Source organism: Sediminispirochaeta smaragdinae DSM 11293, from assembly GCF_000143985.1.
Taxonomy (GTDB): Bacteria; Spirochaetota; Spirochaetia; order DSM-16054; family Sediminispirochaetaceae; genus Sediminispirochaeta; species Sediminispirochaeta smaragdinae.
Genome location: NC_014364.1, coordinates 2,168,692 through 2,189,433, shown reverse-complemented (window position 1 = coordinate 2,189,433; position 20,742 = coordinate 2,168,692). Strand labels below are relative to the sequence as shown.

At 48.0% G+C, this 20,742-nt stretch carries 14 protein-coding genes and 1 pseudogene; 1 reads left to right on the top strand and 14 read right to left on the bottom strand.

Annotation, left to right across the window (positions count from 1 at the left end):
- Positions 1 to 31: 31 nt before the first annotated feature.
- The 14 genes and pseudogenes from pnp to SPIRS_RS10215 form a co-directional block, all read right to left on the bottom strand.
- Positions 32 to 2,125 carry a polyribonucleotide nucleotidyltransferase gene (pnp, locus tag SPIRS_RS10275; RefSeq protein ID WP_013254619.1) on the bottom strand — a complete coding sequence of 698 codons (2,094 nt, stop codon included), beginning with the start codon at positions 2,123 to 2,125 and terminating at the stop codon, positions 32 to 34.
- Positions 2,126 to 2,142: 17 nt separating this feature from the next.
- Positions 2,143 to 2,409 (bottom strand): 30S ribosomal protein S15, encoded by a 267-nt coding sequence (rpsO, locus tag SPIRS_RS10270; RefSeq protein ID WP_013254618.1) that lies wholly within the window; start codon positions 2,407 to 2,409, stop codon positions 2,143 to 2,145.
- 9 nt (positions 2,410 to 2,418) lie between these two features.
- Positions 2,419 to 3,216: a nucleotidyl transferase family protein gene (locus SPIRS_RS10265; protein WP_013254617.1), complete on the bottom strand. Its 798-nt coding sequence runs from the start codon at positions 3,214 to 3,216 to the stop codon at positions 2,419 to 2,421.
- Between the two features lie 9 nt (positions 3,217 to 3,225).
- Positions 3,226 to 4,125 (bottom strand): tRNA pseudouridine(55) synthase TruB, encoded by a 900-nt coding sequence (gene truB / locus SPIRS_RS10260; protein ID WP_013254616.1) that lies wholly within the window; start codon positions 4,123 to 4,125, stop codon positions 3,226 to 3,228.
- Position 4,126: 1 nt separating this feature from the next.
- Positions 4,127 to 4,477, bottom strand: a complete 351-nt coding sequence (rbfA, locus tag SPIRS_RS10255; protein ID WP_013254615.1) for a 30S ribosome-binding factor RbfA — start codon at positions 4,475 to 4,477, stop codon at positions 4,127 to 4,129.
- A 7-nt stretch (positions 4,478 to 4,484) separates the two neighbouring features.
- Positions 4,485 to 7,043: a translation initiation factor IF-2 gene (infB, locus tag SPIRS_RS10250; protein WP_013254614.1), complete on the bottom strand. Its 2,559-nt coding sequence runs from the start codon at positions 7,041 to 7,043 to the stop codon at positions 4,485 to 4,487.
- A 34-nt stretch (positions 7,044 to 7,077) separates the two neighbouring features.
- Complete coding sequence (gene nusA, locus SPIRS_RS10245; RefSeq protein WP_013254613.1) at positions 7,078 to 8,568, bottom strand: transcription termination factor NusA; 1,491 nt, start codon at positions 8,566 to 8,568, stop codon at positions 7,078 to 7,080.
- Positions 8,569 to 9,042, bottom strand: coding sequence for a ribosome maturation factor RimP (gene rimP, locus SPIRS_RS10240; RefSeq protein ID WP_171814763.1), 474 nt, complete (start codon positions 9,040 to 9,042; stop codon positions 8,569 to 8,571).
- A gap of 96 nt (positions 9,043 to 9,138) precedes the next feature.
- The gene (locus SPIRS_RS10235; RefSeq protein ID WP_245537782.1) at positions 9,139 to 9,666 is read right to left on the bottom strand and encodes a ComF family protein; all 528 of its coding nucleotides are present in this window, start codon (positions 9,664 to 9,666) and stop codon (positions 9,139 to 9,141) included.
- Positions 9,667 to 9,891, bottom strand: a pseudogene (locus SPIRS_RS22680) (double zinc ribbon domain-containing protein); the annotation flags it as partial.
- A 27-nt stretch (positions 9,892 to 9,918) separates the two neighbouring features.
- On the bottom strand, positions 9,919 to 12,486 hold the full coding sequence (mutS, locus tag SPIRS_RS10230; RefSeq protein ID WP_013254610.1) for a DNA mismatch repair protein MutS: 2,568 nt from the start codon (positions 12,484 to 12,486) through the stop codon (positions 9,919 to 9,921).
- 33 nt (positions 12,487 to 12,519) lie between these two features.
- Positions 12,520 to 13,083, bottom strand: a complete 564-nt coding sequence (locus SPIRS_RS10225; RefSeq protein ID WP_013254609.1) for an OmpH family outer membrane protein — start codon at positions 13,081 to 13,083, stop codon at positions 12,520 to 12,522.
- 9 nt (positions 13,084 to 13,092) lie between these two features.
- Positions 13,093 to 15,636 carry an outer membrane protein assembly factor BamA gene (gene bamA, locus SPIRS_RS10220; RefSeq protein WP_013254608.1) on the bottom strand — a complete coding sequence of 848 codons (2,544 nt, stop codon included), beginning with the start codon at positions 15,634 to 15,636 and terminating at the stop codon, positions 13,093 to 13,095.
- Positions 15,637 to 15,661: 25 nt separating this feature from the next.
- Positions 15,662 to 19,945 carry a translocation/assembly module TamB domain-containing protein gene (locus tag SPIRS_RS10215; protein WP_013254607.1) on the bottom strand — a complete coding sequence of 1,428 codons (4,284 nt, stop codon included), beginning with the start codon at positions 19,943 to 19,945 and terminating at the stop codon, positions 15,662 to 15,664.
- Positions 19,946 to 20,115: 170 nt separating this feature from the next.
- Between SPIRS_RS10215 and tmk the strand changes: the two genes are divergently transcribed.
- A complete protein-coding gene (gene tmk / locus SPIRS_RS10210) occupies positions 20,116 to 20,736 on the top strand; it encodes a dTMP kinase (protein WP_013254606.1) in 621 nt (206 codons plus the stop codon).
- The last annotated feature ends 6 nt before the right edge of the window (positions 20,737 to 20,742 follow it).

The following is a 20,742-nucleotide window of genomic DNA, read 5'->3' as shown; positions in this document are numbered from 1 at the left end:
GACCGAACCGCCTTTCCCTATTATATCGAAATTATTTCGCCTCTTCGGCTTCCAAAGCATCGATGTAGCTGAGATTGAGCCGACCCTGTCGATCGATCTCAATCAACTTCACCGGAATCTTCTGATCAACGGCCAGAACATCGCTTACCGAATTCACCCGTTTTCTGGAGAGCTTCGAGATGTGGCATAAGCCCTCTTTACCGGGAAGAATTTCAACGAAAGCACCGAAATCCATGATACGCTTGACCGTTCCCTCATAGATCTTTCCTACTTCGGGTTCTTCCACAATTGCCTTGATAAATTCTCTGGCCTTCTCGGCCTTTTCTTTTGTCTTTCCGAAGATTGTAACGGTACCGTTATCATCAATATTGACCTCGGAACCGCTCTGTTCGGCAATGGCTTTTATGGTTTTTCCCCCGGGGCCGATAATGGCACCAATCTTGTCGACATCGACCTTCAAGGAAAGAATCTTCGGGGCAAAGTCGGAGACATCACTTACCGGTTCTTTGAGGGTCGCATTCATGATACCGAGGATATGCATTCTGCCCTTTTTGGCCTGCTCGAGAGCACGTTTCATCAGATCGCTTGATATTCCAGCGATTTTTATATCCATCTGAAAGGCGGTTATACCGTCTTCGGTTCCGGCAACCTTAAAATCCATGTCACCGAGGTGATCTTCCTCACCAAGGATGTCGGTGAGAACGGCTGCCCGATCCCCTTCACTAACCAAGCCCATGGCAATACCCGCGACAGGCTTTCGTATGGGAACTCCTGCATGAAGCAGACTCAAGGTTCCGCCGCAAACCGTAGCCATGGAAGAAGAGCCGTTGGATTCGAGAATCTCGCTTACCACGCGTATGGTATAGGGAAAATCCTTTTTCTGAGGTAAAACGGCTTCGAGGGCTCTGTGGGCCAGGTGCCCATGGCCTATCTCCCGTCTTCCTGTGGTAAGGCGTCCCGTTTCTCCAACCGAAAAGGGTGGGAAGTTGTAATGGAGCATGAAATTTTCGTAGGTCTTATCACCATCGATATTGTCCATCATCTGCTCGTCGTAGACGGTTCCCAGGGTCGTCACCGCAAGGGACTGGGTCTCGCCTCTGGTAAAGAGGGCACTTCCGTGGGCTCTGTCAAGAATTCCCACTTCACAGGTGATGGGGCGAACGGTTTCGAGGTCCCGTCCGTCGGTTCGCACTCCCTTATCAAGAATAGAGCTGCGGACTACCTTTGTTTCCATCTCTTCCATCAGAGCATTAAAAAGACGTTCATTATCTTCATTCAAATCGTCGGCAAAGGCCTCCGCCGTTTCCGTCTTCACGGCCTTAACGGCAGCACCTCGGTTCATCTTGCCCTTTACAAAACAGGCCTCTTCCATCTTGGGATAAGCGAAATCCCACATCTCCTGTCGTCTTTCAAGTTTCTTCTCTTCAACGACCAGTGGAAGTTTCTCTTTGCCTGCCAGAGCCATAAGCTGTTCCTGAGCTTCACAAAGCTTTTTGATGGCCGGTTCGGCAAGTGCGATGGCCGACAGCAGGAGTTCTTCAGGTACCTCTTTTGCACCACCTTCTACCATGGTAATACCATCTTTGGTACCACTTACCACTATTTCCAAGGTGCATCGGGATATCTGGTCGAAGCTTGGGTTGATGATCAGCTCATCGTCGACATTGGCAATACGTACGGCACCCACGGGACCGGCAAAGGGAATATCAGATACGCAGACCGCAGCACTTGCGGCGTTCATGGCAACAATATCGGGTGGATTAATCTGATCCGCACTCACCGTTGTCGGGATGATTTGGAGTTCCCGCTTGAATTCTTTGGAAAAAAGAGGCCTCATAGGGCGATCGATAAGACGACTTACGAGAATTTCTTTATCCTTCGGTCGTCCTTCCCGTTTTAGAAAGCCACCGGGTATCTTCCCGGCGGCATAATATTTCTCATTATATTCTACCTGGAGAGGTACAAAATCAAGACTCTCCATGGGACTACTTCCGCAGCAGACGGTTGCAAGAACCGCACTACCCTCATATTTGGCAAATACGGCACCGTTTGCCTGCTTCGCCATTCGTCCGGTTTCCAGAATCAAATCCCTTCCACCGATAGAAACTGTTACTTGATGTGGCATGTAATAAATCCTTATAACTATTTTCTGAGGTTGAGCTTTTCGATCAGCGCCCGATACCCGTCAAGGTTAACACGCTTAAGGTACTTCAAAAGTTTTCTTCGCTGGCCTACAAGTTTGAGCAGACCTCTCCTGCTCGCGTGGTCTTTTTTATGTGTCTTGAAATGCTCGGTCAAGTCTTCAATCCGAGCGGTAAGAAGGGCCACCTGAACTTCGGTCGAACCACTATTTTTCTCATTTCCGCCAAACTCTTTGATGATCTCCAGCTTCTTTTCCTTGGTCAACATGATTGTACGTCACTCCTCGTTCGTTACGAATTGAATATTGTGGACAGGGCCTTTGTAGCAGTTGGGCCTGATCCATCTGACGGACGCTTCATCAATAGAAAGCGTCGTTAAAACGGCTTGCTCACCGTTTTTCGAAATGTACACCTGATAGGACCCTGGTGGCGGCAGGACCTGCTGTACATCCTTTTTGTCTATAGTAATGGCTTCTACTCCCGTACGTTGAGGTAGGTCGGCCACGTCGAGAGTGAAAGCTCTTTCTGTCATCATCCGAACGGAGACAAAATCGCCTTCCTGAATCGCCGTTCGAATACGCGTACTGCTTATTGTTCTGTTCCGCCATGCCAATGGCCGGGGAATCATTACCTCGATGTTACGGGAGGTCAAAAAATCCCGAACATCGTACGCACTGGTAGAACCGCCCCTCCCGCAACGAAAATTATCGCCAAGCACAACGGCATGTACCGGGATACGCTTAATAATCGCAGTAAAAAAATCCTTCCCTGTCAGTTTACTGAAATCATTGGAAAAGTCAATGAGAACGACACTGGTGATTCCCAAGCGCTTAAGCTCCTCTATTTTCTGGAACTTTGTCATAAGATCACCGGGGAAGTGTCCGGAACGCAATAGGCGACGCGGATTTTCGGAAAAGGTGAAGATCCATTTCTGAGTATGAGGAAAACGTTCCATGTAAGAAATAAGCAGCTTATGACCTGCGTGAACCCCGTCGAACACCCCCACACTGATTGTCGACTGCTGCGAAATATGAGGCGGATCTTCTATGAATTCTGCCCAAGAGTAGATATCCATCTTGCTTTCCTATGTTCCAACCACAAAGTCAAAGGCAAACCCCTTTTCGCTACGATTGAGAGAAGCAGCAAGTGCTCCTTCTTCGGAAAAAAGGAGGTAATGTCGCTCCGAAACCCCTTCCTCTTCGTTCGTAAATACCTTGGAGAGAAAAGTCTGTGGAGGCATAATTCCGTTGGTGATACGCCTGTGCATGAGCTCATCGACACGAGCAACGGCGAAGTGCTCCTGCATATCGGAGAACCATTGATAACCACCTGATAGATGGCGATCGGGATCAAAGAGCTCCGGGGCGACCGCATCGCAAACCGCAAACCGTCCCAGTTGAGTCCTCCGAAGGGAGAGAAGGTAGCCACAAGATCCGGCAGCAAGCGCAAGGTCTCTGGCAAGAGATCGTATATAGGTTCCTTTTGAACACGTTACCCTGATTACGGCTTTCTCCCCATCGAAAGCCGTGATTTCAAGATTGTGGATTGTCACAGGTCGTGGAACCATCTCCACAGCTTCTCCGCGTAGCGCCCGTTTATAGGCCCGCTCTCCCTTTACATGAAGTGCCGAAAAAAGCGGCGGCTTCTGTAATATATTACCAGTAAAGTCATGAATTACGGAAAAAAGCTTATCACGACAAGGGAGCGGCGCTTGGTGAATAACGCGCCCTTCGGGGTCGAGAGTGTCGGTTTGGCTGCCGAAAAGAATGGTTGCTTCGTAACTTTTATCTTCCGTCGTGATAAAACCAGCAAGCCGTGTATAGCTTCCGGCACACACAACGAGCAGGCCAGAGGCAAATTTATCAAGTGTCCCTGTGTGACCGACTTTTATTCCTCTTCCGAGTCGTTTTTTTATTGGATACAACGCTCCGAAAGAGGTAACTCCTTCGGGTTTATCTATAAGAATAAGCCCAGAGGATCTCAACTTAGCGGTCCAACTCCTCAAGCTTCCTGGTCATCTCGACTCCAAGTTCAATCGAATGATCTTCAAAAAAACGGAGTTTTGGGGTATTTTTCGTCTTTATTTGACGGGCTACGCGAGCCTGAATAAAACCGGCAGCGTGATTTAGCGCCTGCACACCCTCTTCAAGGGAGTGCTCCCCCGCCAGCGATGAGATATACACCTTTGCATAGGCAATATCCTTGGAAACTTCCACCCGTGTTACCGTCATAGTTTCGGTAACACGGGGGTCCTTAATCATCTGCCGAAGGATCATCATTCCAATCTCATTTTGAATGGAAGATTCGACCCTCCTCAGCCGTATGTTTTCAGCCATCGGTTTCCTATAGCTTCTTTGCTATTTCCCGAACTTCGTAAACCTCCAAGGTGTCACCAACCTTGAGATCGTTGAAGTTTTCAATACCGAGACCACATTCGTATCCTGCATCGACTTCTTTTGCATCGTCTTTAAAACGCTTCAACGAACTGATCTTACCTGAGTGAATTTCGATATGCTCACGATAGACCCGAACGAGAGCATTTCGTCTCGCCTTTCCGTTAGTGACGTAGCAACCGGCGATAACCCCGATCTTCGGAACCTTGAAGGTATCCCGAACTTCGACGGTACCGATAACCTCCTCCTGAAGGTCGGGTGCCAACATTCCTTCCATTGCCGACCGAATGTCCTCGACCGCGTCGTAAATGACATTATATTTCCTTATATCGACCTTTTCCCGTTCGGCGATCATCTGGGCCTTCGGGGTCGGACGAACGTGGAAACCAACGATAATTGCATTTGAGGCTGCAGCAAGATTGACGTCGTTTTCGACGATGGCGCCTGCTGCCGCATGGATAACGACAAGATGAATCTCTTTCGTCGAGAGTTTTTCCAGTGCCGTCTGCAGAGCCTCTACCGATCCGTGGACATCTCCCTTTACGACAACCTTAAGCTCCTGAATAGATCCTTCCTGGATGGAATCGTAAAGGTTATCGAGGGTGATCTTTTTAACGTTTTGAGCCTCGCCCTGTTTCTCGAGTTCCTGGCGCTTGGCACCAACCTGACGGGCCTGACGCTCGGTTTCTGTAACCTGAAAGGGACTCCCCGCATCGGGAATTCCGGTAAAACCGAGAATCTCAACCGGAGTCGCCGGTGGTGCCTCGTCGATTTTTTCACCCTTATCATTGAACAGCGCCCGCACCTTTCCCGGGTAGACTCCAGCAACAAAGGCGTCACCAACCCGAAGCGTTCCTCGCTGGACAATAACCGTCGAGACGATACCCCGGCCATGGTCAACCTTGGACTCGATAACCTTTCCCTCGGCCCGGCAGGTATAATTTGCCTTTAGTTCAAGGAGTTCGGCCTGAAGAAGGACCGTTTCGAGCAGGCTGTCGATTCCCGTCTTTTTCAAGGCGGAAATCTCGCAGAAAAGCGTACTTCCTCCCCAAGCTTCCGGGATAAGATCGTACTCGGAAAGCTGCTGTTTCACCCGATCGATATTTGCATCGGCAAGATCGACCTTGTTGACGGCAACGATGATGGGAACCTTGGCTTCCTTTGCGTGGTGGATAGCTTCGATCGTCTGAGGCATTACACCGTCGTTTGCAGCAACAACAAGAATAACAATATCGGTAATCTGCGCCCCTCTTGCTCGCATGAGGGTAAAAGCTTCATGACCGGGAGTATCGAGGAAGACAACCTCATGATCCCTGACCTTTACCTTATATGCACCAATATGCTGGGTAATACCACCAAACTCACCGGCCACCACATTTGTGGAACGTATGGCATCGAGCAGTTTGGTTTTCCCATGGTCGACATGGCCCATGACGGTAACAATCGGAGGACGTTCCCGAAGGTCTTCATCATTGTCTTTTTCAGTCTCGATGAGGGTTTCATCGTACAAGCTGACAATCTTAACGTTGCAGTTATATTCGGAAGCGAGAATCTCGGCGGTCTCGGCATCGATCTGTTGATTAATGGTAACCATCATCCCCATTTCCATCAACTTACCGATAAGCTCTGATGCCTTAAGGTTCATCTTACGAGCCAACTCAGATACCGTAATGACCTCCATGATCTCGATCTCTTTCGGTACGGGATTGGCTCGCTTCACCTGCTTTTTCTTTATCTGGAAGGATTTTTCCTGAACATCATCCTTCTTTGATTTCTGATAGGCAGTCTTTTTCTTAGCCTTGTAGAATTTTTTTCCACCCTGCTTTTTTCCTGCACTCAGACTATCATCTGTGGACTTACCACCGGCAGGTGCAGAACCGGGTCCTCTTCTTTGTCCGCCCTGAGGAGCTGTGCCCGGGCCGCGACGAGGGCCTCGAGGGGGAGGTCCCGATGGACCTCTGCGTGGCCCGCCGGAAGGGGCTCCGCCCTGTCGTCTCGGAGCCGGGCCTCCGCTGCGCCTCTGCTGAGAGGCATCAGGGCCGCTCTGTCTGCGGTCAAAGGATCGACGCTGATCGCTTCCTCCTTCCCGGTGTGAGTTCCTATTTTGGAAACCGCGATTATCACGATTGTCCCTATTGTTGTCACGACTATCACGATTATAGGGACGACGATCCTGTGGACCATTAGGGCGAGAATTCGTCTGGGAATGAGTGTTTTGCCTCGGTCTTTGGGGTGGCCTAGCTTCTGTTCCTGTTCCCCGACCAGAGTCCGCTGTCCGAGGTGCCTGAGGGGAACTGACGGCTTGCTTTTCCTGTTCGACCGGTACAGGCTCCTCTTTCTTTGCAACAACCTTCGGCACGGTTTTCTTCGTCTTCTTTTTTACAACGACAACCTTTTTCTTGTCGTTCTTATCCGTGCGATCTTCCTGTGAGAAAGAACCTGCCGACGGTTTTCGATGCTTGATGAGGGTTGCTTTCGGTTTCTGCTTCTTATCTTGTTCTTCAGCCATACAGTTCCTTTACTACTCCCGTTAGAGAGGAATCTTATTCCTCCTCTTCTTCGTCTTCATCATTGTCGTCTTCGACTTCAAAGCTTAAACCTACGCCGCAGTTTGGGCAAGAGGTCATATCTATGGTAATCGGGTGTCCGCATTCGGGACACTCGTATGTTTCCTCGGCGAGGTGCTCATGGCTCTCGGTCTGGGCAATGGCTTCCTCTTCCTGCTCCTCGATGATGTCGACATTTTCGGAAATAATGTTTTGTATCGTTTCGACATCCTGTACCGTAACGCCTTCCAGTCTTGAAAGATCCTCTCCCGAAAGCCCGACCAAGGTCTCGATAAGTTCAACGCCGTTTTGCATGAGGATTTCCGACAGTCGTTCGCTGATACCCGGAAGCTCCGAAATACGACTGATCTCCTCGACGTTCTCATCATCCTCTTCAACATCGTTAAAGAGCGCATTTAGCTCCTTCTTTGTCTCAGCGGAGAGATCCATCTCTTCAAACTGCTCAATAGTCTTTACATCGATATTCCAGTCGACAAGACGATTTGCAAGACGCACATTTAAGCCCTGCTTTCCGATGGCGAGAGAAAGCTGATTCTCCTCCACCACGGCCAAAGCCTGACGTTTTGCCTCATCAAGGATGACAACGTTTTGAACCTCGGCTGGGCTGAGTGCATTCTTAATGAAGGAGCGAGCATCAATGTCGTATTTCAGGATATCGATCTTTTCACCTTCAAGCTCTCGTACCACGGCCTGGATACGCACGCCTTTCATACCGACACATGCACCAACGGGATCTACATCGTCCCTGTTTGAGTAGACAGCAATCTTGGTCCGATATCCCGGCTCACGTACAATTTTAAAGATCTCTACGGTTTTGTCGTATACCTCCGGAACTTCCAGTTCAAAGATACGCTTCACAAAATCGGTGTGGGTTCTCGACAGAACGATTTGGAGCCCAGAGGGGGATTTACTTACCTCGTAAATAAGGGCCTTGATACGATCATTGGGGCGATATACCTCCCGAGGGGATTGGTAGCGTCGGGGAAGAATTCCCTCGATTTTACCAAGATCGACAAAGATATTGCCGTTACGTTCACGTTGATAATAACCAATAACCATCTCTCCCTCTTTTTCCTTGAATTCGGAATAGAGGGTATCCTTCTGGATTTCCCGTAATGTTTGTTTCGCTTTCTGTTTTGCACTCTGGACGGCAACACGATCAAACTCTTTCGGATTTATCTCAATAAGCAGCTCATCACCGATTTCACATTCTTCATTATAGGTCAATGCCTCTTTTAGAGGCATTTCCGTAACAGGATCTTCAACATTTTCGACAATTTCTTTTGCAGCAAAAATCGCTACCTCGTTACCATCCTCACTAAAACGTACAACGGCATTCTCCGTAGTACCAAATTTGCGTTTATAAGCGGCAAGGAGAAAATCCTCAATGGTTTTCCTTACCAGTTCTTCCGATATTCCCCGATCTTGAACCAGGGAGCGGATTGCTTCTGCCAAACCAGCGGCCATCTATTTCTTTGCCTCCTGTATATCCACAAGTTTTGCTTTGCGTATCGTGTCGTACAAGTAATCTTCTTTCTTTCCATCGGACATTTCAATGACAACCTTTCGTTCATCTGATTCCATGATTCGTCCGACAATCCACTCGTTTTCTCCCTCCAATAGGAGACGCACAAGCGACCCAACAAATATGCCAAATTCGGCACCACATTTCAGATTCCTTGAAATACCTGGTGATGAGACTTCTACATAGATATCCCTATCATCAAGGAGGATTTCAAGTCGGGGAAGAATGGCTTTATGCACCTTTTCACAGTCTGTCAAGCCTATACCGGAGTCTCTTCCACTGATGATGACGGAAACATGATGGCGTGAGCCGGTTTTTTTTGCGGCAACCTCTACCGTCTTATAGCCGAGTCCTTCAATAATTGGCTCAAGCTCCCCGGTAAGGGGGCCTTGTTGATGTTTTGAAAAGTATTCCACGTCTTTTTTCCCGCAATAAAAAAGGAGTCGTTTTCGACTCCTTCCAGACCGCATGCTGAAATGTTAGATATAAGATAACAGCACACATGATAATAGTCAATCCACCACTATGGTCGTTGCCGAGATTTTTTCTGCTCCGTTATCTCTGAGAGTCGCGGCACACGCCTGGAGCGTTGCGCCGGTTGTCATAACATCGTCAATGATAAGATAATACGACTCGGCTGAAAGGTGTCTTCTCCGCCGCCTCATAACAATTGCCTTTTGCATATTTACCTTGCGTTCGGCAGCGGTCATCTTTTTCTGCTGTCGATTGCCACGTCTTTTGAGAAGATATGCCACGTTATAGCCATAGTGATGGGAAAGGATGCGGCAGATCGTTTCCACAGGGTCCCAGCCCCTACTGCGCTTTCCTGCCGATCTAAAGGGAACAGGAACAAGTGTGAGCTGAATTCCAAATGGTGTTATGACCCGTTGGGCAAAAAGATAGGCAAAAAGTGGTGCAAGATCTCGCCGATTCCTGAACTTATACCAGCGAAGCAGCTCTTTTGCCTTTCCCCGATAAAGGAAAAGGGGGGTATTGGAACGAAAAGACGGAAGAGACGGAAAATGTCTTCTGCAGCTCATACAAATATTCTGCTCAGAGACGAGGGGACTTCCGCAGATACTGCACCCTTGGCCTTGGTCAAGTAATTCCTGTTCCAACTCCTGTAAGCACGTCCGGCAGAGAGGAACGGGAGCCCATCGTTCTCCACCGTGGTGTGGAAAGATATCAGGGGTGTAGGATCTTCCACAGAGAAGACATTGCGACGGAAACAAGAGCTGCAAGGCTTCGATAAGAAGAGTGTCCATATACACTATATGCAGAAAGTAGAGAAATTACTTCATTCTTCCCGAACCGAGCTCTTCTTTCCATCGATAGAGTATATCAAGAGCCTTTTTCGGCGTTAAGCTGTCGAGATCGATACTCATAATCTCGCTCTCGATCAAGTCGTTTTCATTGAAAAGCAGATCACTTTTCTGTGATTTCCGTTGAGGGACCATATCTTTGGGAATCGGACGATCCCTATGTTCGAGTTCTCCCAAAATCTGCCTGGCTCGGGAAAGAACAGGATCCGGGACACCGGCAAGAGAAGCAACATGGATACCGTAGGAACCGGCGGCACACCCCTCTTCAACCTTCTTTAAAAAGATCACCCGATCTCCCTCTTCCTTGACCATAAGTCGAAGTTTTTGTATCGAATCGTGTTGGAGTTCGGTTAGTTCATGGAAATGGGTTGCAAAAAGGGTTTTTGTCTTTCGTTCGATAAGTGCTTCGGAAACAGCCCATGCAATTGCAAGGCCGTCGGTCGTGCTGGTCCCTCGACCGACCTCATCCATGATAACAAGGCTCTTCTCACTCGCAGTCCTGAGTATATAGGCCGTTTCATTCATTTCAACAAGAAAGGTCGACTCTCCTCGTGCAAGATTGTCGGAGGCCCCGACCCTACAGAAAATTCTATCGACGATACCAATAGTGGCTTCCATTGCAGGAACGAAGGAACCGCACTGGGCCATCAGAACAATGAGGGCCGTCTGCCTGAGGTAGGTCGATTTACCGGCCATGTTGGGTCCTGTTATCAATGCGAAGCTTTTCTTTGCCCCGATATCGATGGAATTCGGGATGAATTCCCCAGCGTTGAGTCCCGCCTCGACAACGGGATGACGTCCTTCCCGTATGGCGATATCGTTGCCGGTATTAATGTCCGGCCGTACATAACCGTGGACGGTTGCCGCATAGGCAAGGGCCTGAAAGAAATCGATATCGCAGATGTACTCGGCAAGGGTGTGAAGCACGGGAAGACGCCTGGCACAGGACTCTCGCAGAGAGAGGAAAAGTTCTTTTTCCAACTGGATCATTTTTTCCGATGCACTGTTTAGTTCCGTCTCAAGCTCTCCCAGCCGTTCGGTAGTAAAGCGTTCCGCACCTACAAGGGACTGCCGCCTGATAAAATGATCGGGAACGAGTGACAGATTTGCCTTTGTGACCTCAATAAAATGTCCAATGATTTTATTATATTTGATTTTTAGGTTGGCGATTCCACTCCTGTTCTTTTCATCTTCGAGATAGTCCGCCAAAACCTTGCGACTATCTCGCTTTAGCAACCTGAGGCGATCAAGTTCCTCACTGTAGCCTTCTCGTATCATATTACCTTCGGTCAATAGTACCGAGGGATCATCGCAGATTGCCCTGCGTAGTTCTTTTTCCAGCTCTTCGGCAGCGGAACGGTTCTCCTGTGCCAACATCCACGAACCGGGGACCCTCATTTCTCCGAACTCTTGCTCGATTTCGAGGATAACGGTGATCGTGGAAGCGACTGCCGCAAGGTCTTTGGCATGTGCCTTTCCAAGAGCGATTCTGGCCGAGAGCCGTTCCAGATCAAGGACTCCGGAAAGCTTTTTTCGCAGTGCCGAAAGGATCATCTGGTTTCTGTAGAGTTCTTCCACCTTATCCAGTCGGAGCGTAATTGCCTTCATATCCCGAAGCGGATGAAGGAGCCTGCTTCTCAGGGTTCTTGCACCGGGAGCCGTACGTGTTTTGTCCAAAACCTGGAAAAGTGTATACGCATTGGAGGCATCACGCATATTTGAAACGATTTCCAGATTCCGCTGAGTTGATTCATCAAGACCGACAAAATCACTCTCTTCGTAACGCACTATCGAACTTATGTGGCGAAGATGGTCATGTGCCGTTTCCGATAGATACTCCAGAAGTGTGCCACAGGCGTAAATAGCATGGTCATCAGGAAGGATGCCGAAGCCCTTAAGGTTAGTTACACCAAAAAGCCTGCGAAGGCGGGCTTCGCTGTCACCAAGGTCATAGGACCAGTCGGGATAACGGTTTATCAAGATCTGCCGTTCTTCCAGAATTCTGACCGTCTCCGGTCCCTCTTCGAGCAGACTTTCCTGAACCAGTAACTCGGAGGGCTGTAACCTGGCAAGCTCTTTGCGCAGCTTTTCGAAGCGGTTTTCCTTTCCAAGAAGTGTTGCCGCAAACTCACCAGTGGAAAGATCAATATAAGAAAAAGAGAGAGCCCCTTCTATCTGCCCCAAGGAAGCAAGATAGTTGTTCCTTCCCCGGTCAAGAAAATCTTCATCGACAACTGTTCCTGGAGTGATGACTTCCACCACTTCCCGCTTCGCTATCCCCTTTCCTCCCTGGGGAAGTGCGATCTGTTCACAGATGGCGATCTTTCTTCCGGCCCAAAGGAGTCTGGGGATGTAGGTGCCGGCGGCATGGTAGGGGATTCCACACATCGGTAGCCCATTCCGCTTTGTGAGGGTCAGCCCGAGAATTGCCGATACCTCTGCCGCATCCCGTTCAAACATCTCATAAAAGTCACCGAGGCGAAAAAAGAGAACAGCATCCCGGTGCCTCTCTTTGAGGCTCCGGTATTGCTGCATCATGGGGGTTTCCGAGGCCATGGCTAAAAGGCTTTGCTATCGGGAACCGGCGGTCCTGCGGAGATGGTCCAGGACCTTATTGGTGATATCGACTTCGTAATTGTAATAGAGAATATTAGGATCCTTTTTTCTAAAAACGATGGAATATCCCTCACTTTCCGCTATGTACTGGACCGTCTTGATGATCTCCCTGGAAAAGTCCGAACTTGTCAGCAAATTTTCTTTTTTGCTTTGTATCCTATCCGACATAATCTTGTTGTACTCTTGCAGATATTCCTGTTTTTTCCTGATCTGTTCCTCAAGTTTAAGAACAAGGAGATCGTCGTTTGCATTCTCCGCTTCAATTTTCTGCTGCTTGAGGGCGTTGATTTCATCCATCCGCTGGCGGACCGTCTCTTCCATTTTTTTCGTCAATTCATCGATTTCCCGCCACTCGGTAGACTCTTTGAAATAGTCGCTGACAATCTTAGTCAGATCGACGACCGCAACCATGGTTAGCTTTTCGGCTAGCAGGGCACTAGTCCCTCCCCACAAAGCCATCACCATAAGTGTAATCAGGAAAACCGCTTTCTGCGTTCTGCCTTTTATATAGTTTACCATTTTATCCTCCTAAAAGAGTCCCGTCGTAAGAGAGAGTACCAGCTTCAGCCCCTTTGTGTCATCATCGGGATCGGAAAAAATAGGTCCTCCATCCCACTGAACATTACCTCCCTCATCAAAACTGAAGGTTTTGACCAGGTAAAGGCCCAAGGGTAAACCGGGGATGATAAGCCTGATACCGCCTCCCATGGAAAACTTAAAATCCTCAATCCCCATCTCGGGAAACATATCGAGATCATCCCATGTACCGGTGGTACTGAAATAGAAGTCCGACCAGAGTAGTTTTTCGCTTATGGGAATTCTTAGTTCAACCCAGTTATCCCAGAGCGCCTCATTTCCCTTATCGATATCCCATCCCCTGGCAATGGTCATACCATCGGTATAGAGCAATTGACTATCGGATGCATGTACTCCGCTTGTCCACTCTCCTGTGTCCGAATCGTAGTACCATTGGGGAAGAATAAACGATAAGCTGCTTTGGGCGGCGAGGATGGTACGAAAACTCCACTCCTTTCCCACTGGAATGTCGAAGAGTTGTAAAAACCTCTGAGCCTTTGTCTGCGTCTTAATGTAATGAGTACTTCCAAACAAGAGCCCTCCTGTGTAGGTGAGGGTTTCGCTTAAAAGGCCTCCCTTGGTGGGACTGTAGATATAGTCACGGGTATCCCAGTTGATGCTGCCCCACAGTTTGTTCGTAAAAAGCCAGGTATGAAGATTTTCTCTTATGGAGGGATTGTATGGTGTATAGAGGTCAGGATCGTAGTCAACATAACTGATGGAAGAAGTCAATCCGCTTTGCAGGCCGACCCTTCCATAATCGGTATGAAAGGTGTAGCCCCCATTGGCTCCTAAACTGATTTTCCATTGGTCATACTCCATCAGATAGGCATCATCGATCGACTCACCGTCGTCAATGGCGTCTTCATATTCTTCGCGGGAGGTGTAGGGATCGGGAGCCGCTTCATCGTTATCGTACTGTTCTTCCGTAAACGTGGGCCCTTCGGCATCCTGAAGCACATTGTCGTAGAGGTTATGCGCGAAAGAGAAATTGACACCACCTGAAAAACGTTTATCAAAAAGCCAGTTATCACTGAAACTGAAGGTGATACTTTGTTCGCTATTTGAAACCTGCGCTCCTATGGAAAGCTCCTGTCCCGCACCTCTGAAGTTGTGGTCGGTCCACTGGAGAAAACCGACAATGGGATACTCACTTACTCCGCCGGTAAAGGTGATCCCGAACTGAATATCGGTTGTCCTTGCCTCTTCAACCGTAAAGACAAGATCCATCAAGCCCTCTGCACTGCCATATGGGGTTTCGGGAGAGACCGCCGAGAACAGACCGGTATTGTAAAGGTTTTGCATTGCCTGGAGTACCTTGTCCTTGCTGAATACATCACCAGTCTCGAGAGGAATTTCCCGATAGAGAACAAAATCCTTTGTTTTTTCATTGCCCTTGAGAATAACATCTTCAATATGGGCTCGTCCCTTTTCCGTGATGTTGAGAAGAAAATCTATGGTTCCTTCCTGTTCGTTACGATTTTCTTTAGGCACGATGGCATTGAAAATATAGCCGTCATTGAAATAAAGGTCAGAGACTTGGGCAAGATCGGCCTGAAGAAGCGGATAGTTGATTACGTCTCCCGGTTCGAGCCTTATATAGGTGCCAAGCTCATCATCTGAGTACAACTGATTCCCGTTGAAGGTAATGCCCCCGAATTTCCATTGTCTTCCCTCATTGATATAAAAGGTCAGGATCATGAGTTGTCTTCCGTTTTCAACGGAGGCGACCTCTCTGCCGATATTTACGACCTTTGCATCGATGTAACCCTGTTCCTGATAGAAACGTTCGATGGCCGAACGATCCTGCTGCAGAGAGGCTTCTTTCAGGATTCCACTGGAAAAGAGAGACTGCTCTTTTGATGTCAGTTTTCCGCGCAGCGTATCACTTGAAACAAACTCATTTCCGGAAAATCTGATCTCCTGGACTCGTACCTGACTTCCTTCGATAACCGTGAAGGTCACTTTCATGGTATTGGTCGCTTCATTCAGCTGCGTTCCGGAGGATACCGATATTTCGGGATACCCTTTACCTCGATAGAGTTCCGCTATGGCCTGTTCATCGGCCTTGATTTTCACCGTAGTAACAATATCGTCCCGCTTCAATTGTACCGCATCGAGAATCTCGCCGGTTCGGACCTTCTTATTTCCCTCGATAATAATCTCATCAACAATAGGCCGTTCTGTAACGGTAAGCACCAAGACAACGCTGTTCTTTCCATTACGACCCTCCTCCGCATCTACAGAAAAGCGTTGAAAAAAATTGAGGGCGTAGAGTTTACTCTGCAAATCAATCAGACGACCTTCGGTTAAAGTTTGTCCAACGTATTGCTGTGTAATACCTTTAAGATCCGAAAGTTTGACATGAGAAAGGCCCTCGAAACGAATATCTTCAATCGGTTTGTTTAGATACCACGATTCGGATGATTGCGCCGCAAGGTTAAGTGTTACGGCAGTAAGAATCAACAGTATTGAGAGAAGGCGCTTAAATCGCATAAAAACTCCTTAGCATAGTTCATTATCAATACGAAAAGCTCCATGACAAGCCCAGACTGGTGTTGTCAAGAGTATCGATAGGATTCTCGAAATCCGGTTCTATTGCCAATTCCAGAAGGAAAAGAGGCGTTTTCCACTCCAGGCTGATTTCGGAATTGATGTACAGATCGTTTTTATTCACAATTTGATCCGTAACCTGATTGGCCTGAATTTGCAGTGTTCCTTGTATAAACAGATCATTGCCAAAGTACTTTCCCAGAAAGATCGTGGTGTTGTCAAGGTATTGACTTAGATCGCTTCCTCCATAGTCCTCATTTCCCAGGGCGCTGCCTAACCTGTCGATAATCAAATTCTGAATCATCTGGGTCCGAATAGAAAACAGATCGACATTAAGAACATCTTTGACTCTGGATTCAAAGGTCCCGATGATACCCAGCTGGGTTACCAGTGAACCTGTAAGGGCAAGACTGGTTGTGAGGTCGATGGCTTCACTTCCGATTCTGCTTGGCAGTGAAGCTCCGAGAATCGTAATGATTTCGGCATCGCTCATGGCAGGATCAGAGCTGAATTTTGGTTCGAATTTACTCAGAGGCTGGTCATCAACCGTTAGATAGATTTTTAAGGGCTCACCATCATCATCAATTTCACGCAAAACAGCCTCTACCGATAATCTCGGATCAAACCGGTCCGCGTTTTCATTGAACTCAATATCACCCCTTGTAATGAGGAAGTTCCTCTGAAGATAGGATATTTCTCCACCTTGAATCCCTATAGATCCCTTGAGTCCGAAAGAACGTTCGGCCGAATCAAATCGGATGATAACCGATTGTTCAGTTTCCGCAAAGCTTCTTAAAATAGGAAAGTTTATCGTCGGCCAAAAGAATTCGACCCGTTTACCGCTGGTAATCTTCAGGTCAAGAGTGAAATCGCGCTTCCTTCGTTGTTTTGTCTCCTGACTGTTCTTTTTTTTCTGGTTTTGCCTATTTTGCAAGGTGATAGAGGCATCATTCAAGACAAGATCACCGGAAAGATTCAGGGTTGTAGCCGATCCTGATATTTCGAAGATTCCGCGGGTATAGCCGGTTACATCTACGCCCCCGCCGGAAATAGCATACTCGGTTTTTACACCATTCTCTCCTTCGGGACGTATGATGATACTATAATTTCTGGGAAGCCATCGTTCTATTGTCAGGCCGAGGGAAACATCAAGAGTGGCGTCCCCCGATCGAATGGGCTCGGCAATGAGCGACACCTCTTTATCGGTCATACGTACATAGGCATCAAAGGGAGAAAGTTCGTCTGGGAAAAGTGAGCTGGATGCCCTTGCCTCCTGGATAGAGATTGCTCCCGAAAAGGCAGGATCATTGATTGACCCTTCGATATGCAGGCTTCCTTCGGCCCTTCCGTCGTGGAGGGCAAAGAAACCAATATCGGCAATACCGTCCAAAAGCGATAGATCGGCAGACACAAGCGAGATATCGGCGGAAATTTCTTTTTCAACCAACTGGCCGTTTACGGTGCCCACTATGGGAAGTGGGTCGGAAAGTCCTAGATAAAAATCTCCCCCTTTGCGATAATATCCATTGATTGCCTCTTGCGGCCCTCCTGTAACGGAGATAGTACCTTCTTCTTTTTTGAGTTCGTAGTGTTGGGGATCCATGGTCCCGTCGGAGGTAAGAATAGGATCCAGAGTTACTCCCATCGAAAGCGATGATTGAACTATATCGGCTAATGCTGAAAGCCGATTGACCGGGGCCGTTTGTCCCTTGAGTGAAAAACCAACCGACTGTAATTTTTTTTGATAATAGGGGCGATATTCACCTGAAAGGGTAATGTACCCGTCATTGAGCATAAGGAGTCCCGATATTTTCTGAAAAACATGATTTCCAAAGCGTCCCCGTCCGTACTTGAGCTGAAGCTCACTTCCCTTTTTTTCTGCCCGCACCTCAAGTTCCAGGGGTTTGTCGGCCTGCTGCCCATCTTCCAAGGAAAGGTCGACCGAGAAATCCGGATCGCGATAGGGACCCTTTGCGATAAGTTTTCCGGATATTTTCCCTTGTGGTTTCTCGATTGCAAATCTGGAAAGCGGTGCATTTTGTATGTCGAAATTTGCGGAAAAGCCGTTGGGATCCAAGGAAAAAGCCCCAAGGTAGGTTTCTTCATCTTTCGGATCCCTAAGCGATACCCATCCTTGCGCTTTCAGAGGACTATTATCGGGATAAAAAGCACTTATCGATCCTCGAAGCGGTGCTCCTTCCCTTTGATAGGAGATATTGGTAAGAAAAGCGGCGTTGTTTCCTATGCTACCCGATCCTTCGAAGGCAAAAAACGATGTAAAACGAAACGTATCCAACACGAGCTGCCATGAAGACGGGGAGCGATAACGACCGTGGAGAGAGAAAGAGATGTTCGCTGATTCTTTTAGCTTAATCGGCAAGGGAAAGGCATCTGCTTCCGCCGCAAGATAGATGCCGTCGTCCTTAAATCGGGCAATAAGACGGCTTCCATGATCTCCGGAGAGGACCAAACTTTTGCCGAAGTTGTAATATGCGGTAAATCCATAGGAAATTTGATTGACGGTGATATCGCTTTCCGCAAGAAGTGCTTGATCCCTGATATAGAAGGTGCTGCTTCCTCCTGCGACATAATCTCCCCAACGGAGATCAAAGTTCCTTATGCTATGCTCATCGAGAGTTCCCGCGCCGCTGAGGCTGAGATAGTGATCTGCAGATCCATCGGAGATCTTTAACCCCACGACCGAATAGCTCAGTCGCTTCTTGTCTGTAGAAAAAAAGCCATCCATATCAAGATAAGAAGGGGGAATAAAAGAGGGAATCTCAACCCCTCTCCGCTGAAGTTCGGAATAAAAATTTACAAGTGGCACTGATTGAATGGAAAGAGAGCTTTCAAGATAAAAGGAATCCTTCCACTTGAATTCTCCTTCTGCAGCGATATGTCCCTGTCTGTCGCTATGTTCATCCGGGACCGTCATGCGTAGAGAAAAATCGCTACTCCCAGCCGAGTCAAACGAGAGCCATGTCTCAAGCTTAGAGAGCTTGATATCGTTGTATGACATATGATCCGATGTAAGAAACAATCCATTCCGATTATACGATAGGCGGCCCTTCCCCGAAATAAGATTTTCGTCAATGGCCAAACGACCAATATCAAGATCCAAATCAAAAACAAGAGGGGAAAACAGCGCCGTACCTGAAAGACGAAAATCCATATCCGAAGATGTAACACGTAAAAGGTCGATTTTCATTCCCTTTTCATCACCGGTTGCCGCAATCTGAACATGATGATTGAGGGGAAATGGCAATTCAAACCCGGAGACATATCGCAACTGTGCGGCCATATCCGTCGAATACGTTAGCCTTGAGTGATTCTTATCGTATCGAAACTCCATCTTCCCGCTGTAACTATTACGCAGCCAAGGGTTAATCGAATCATAATCCCCCCGAAGGGATAGAAACGACGACGGAACAAAGGCTTCCGATAGAATTTCAAGCTGTGTGACAGACTCGGAAAAATCGTGACTCAGACTAAGATCAAGGGGAATGCGATCCGCCGCTTTCTCAACAATGAGTGTTTCTCCATCCAGGCTGGCATGAAACCGTACCGTAGGAATTGTCATGAATGGAGACTGGAGATCACGAAGACCGATGGTGATTCCCGCAGTGTCACTACTTTTCCACGTTCCTTCCGCCGTGATCAATGCCTGAAAGGGGGCGGCAATGGAAGGTTGTTCAGCTCCTTTCAGTGAAAACGTGATCCTGCCTCTGGAAGAAAAATGCGGAGCCTGCCCACCCTGCAACGAAAAAAAGAGGTTTTCTACCGACAATGAGAACGTACTGCTACTATAGTCGATATTGACATTGTTTCCTCGTATGGTTAAATCAGGAACCGACGGAAGCCGAGGCGAAGGCGTGGTCGTGATTGCGGTTTTGCTTTGCGATCTATCCGAAAAGAAAAGGGAAAGAAGCTTACTATCCTTTTCGGCATCGATGTGAAGGGTCGTATTAACAAGAATAATCTTGCTGACGGCACCTTCTATGTCCCCTCGTAGCAGACGGATGATATTGTATTGTATCGAAAGACGTTGGAGACTCAGAAGAGTATCCGAGCCATCACTTATTCGTGCATTGAAAATTTCCAAACGAACCAGGATAGTGGGCCTGATACGTTCATAATTGATGGTATATCCGAATTGTTTTTCGACCGCGGCTATGGTTTGTCTCTGCCATGACTCCATGAGGGTATCAAGACGCCGCTGAAGGGGGAAAAACAGCGCCGTTGTTGCCGCCACCAAAATAAGGAAAACGACAATTGTATGGAGTTTTATTGAGAACGTAATCCCTTTCAGTTTCCTAACCCTGCAAGTACGGGAGATATATCCCTTCTAAAGATATTGCCAATTCTCCCTCTTTTCCATCATACATTATCGACAAGAGATGGGAAAGCGGGTAAGGTTTCGCCATGAAAGAGCAGAAAATTCTTAGCGGATACACGGTATTCGAGGGCCTCGATGGAGCCGGAACCACTACACAAGCCTTACTCCTTGCCGATCGCTGTAAGCTGAAGGGAAAAGCGGTACAGCTGACCTTTGAACCCACCGCTTCCGAGATCGGCGTAGTCATCAGAAAGGTTCTCGCAGGGCAGCTACCATACCACCCCGAGACCCTTGCCCGACTCTTTGTTGCCGACCGCTATGAACACCTCTTCGGAAAAGGCGGTATCCTCTCATTGCTCGATAAGCATATAGCTGTCATTGGAGATCGTTATCTTTTTTCGAGTTTAGCATACCAATCCCTTGATGTCGATTTCGACATTGTATATGAGATAAATAGCATGTTCCCCCTTCCCGAGCGACTGATCTATATAGACCTCGCTCCCGAAGAGTGCGAACGCCGCATGTCGGATCGTGATCAGCGTGATATCTTCGAAACTCTTGCTTTACAGAAACGGGTGCGTGAACGCTATGAGCATACCCTTGACCGTTATGTCAAGAGCGGGATGAAGATTCATCGTCTCGACGGAGCACTTGCAAAAGAGGAGCTTGCCGAAAAAGTGTGGAGTATTGTGCGCGACGGTCGATAATAAGCA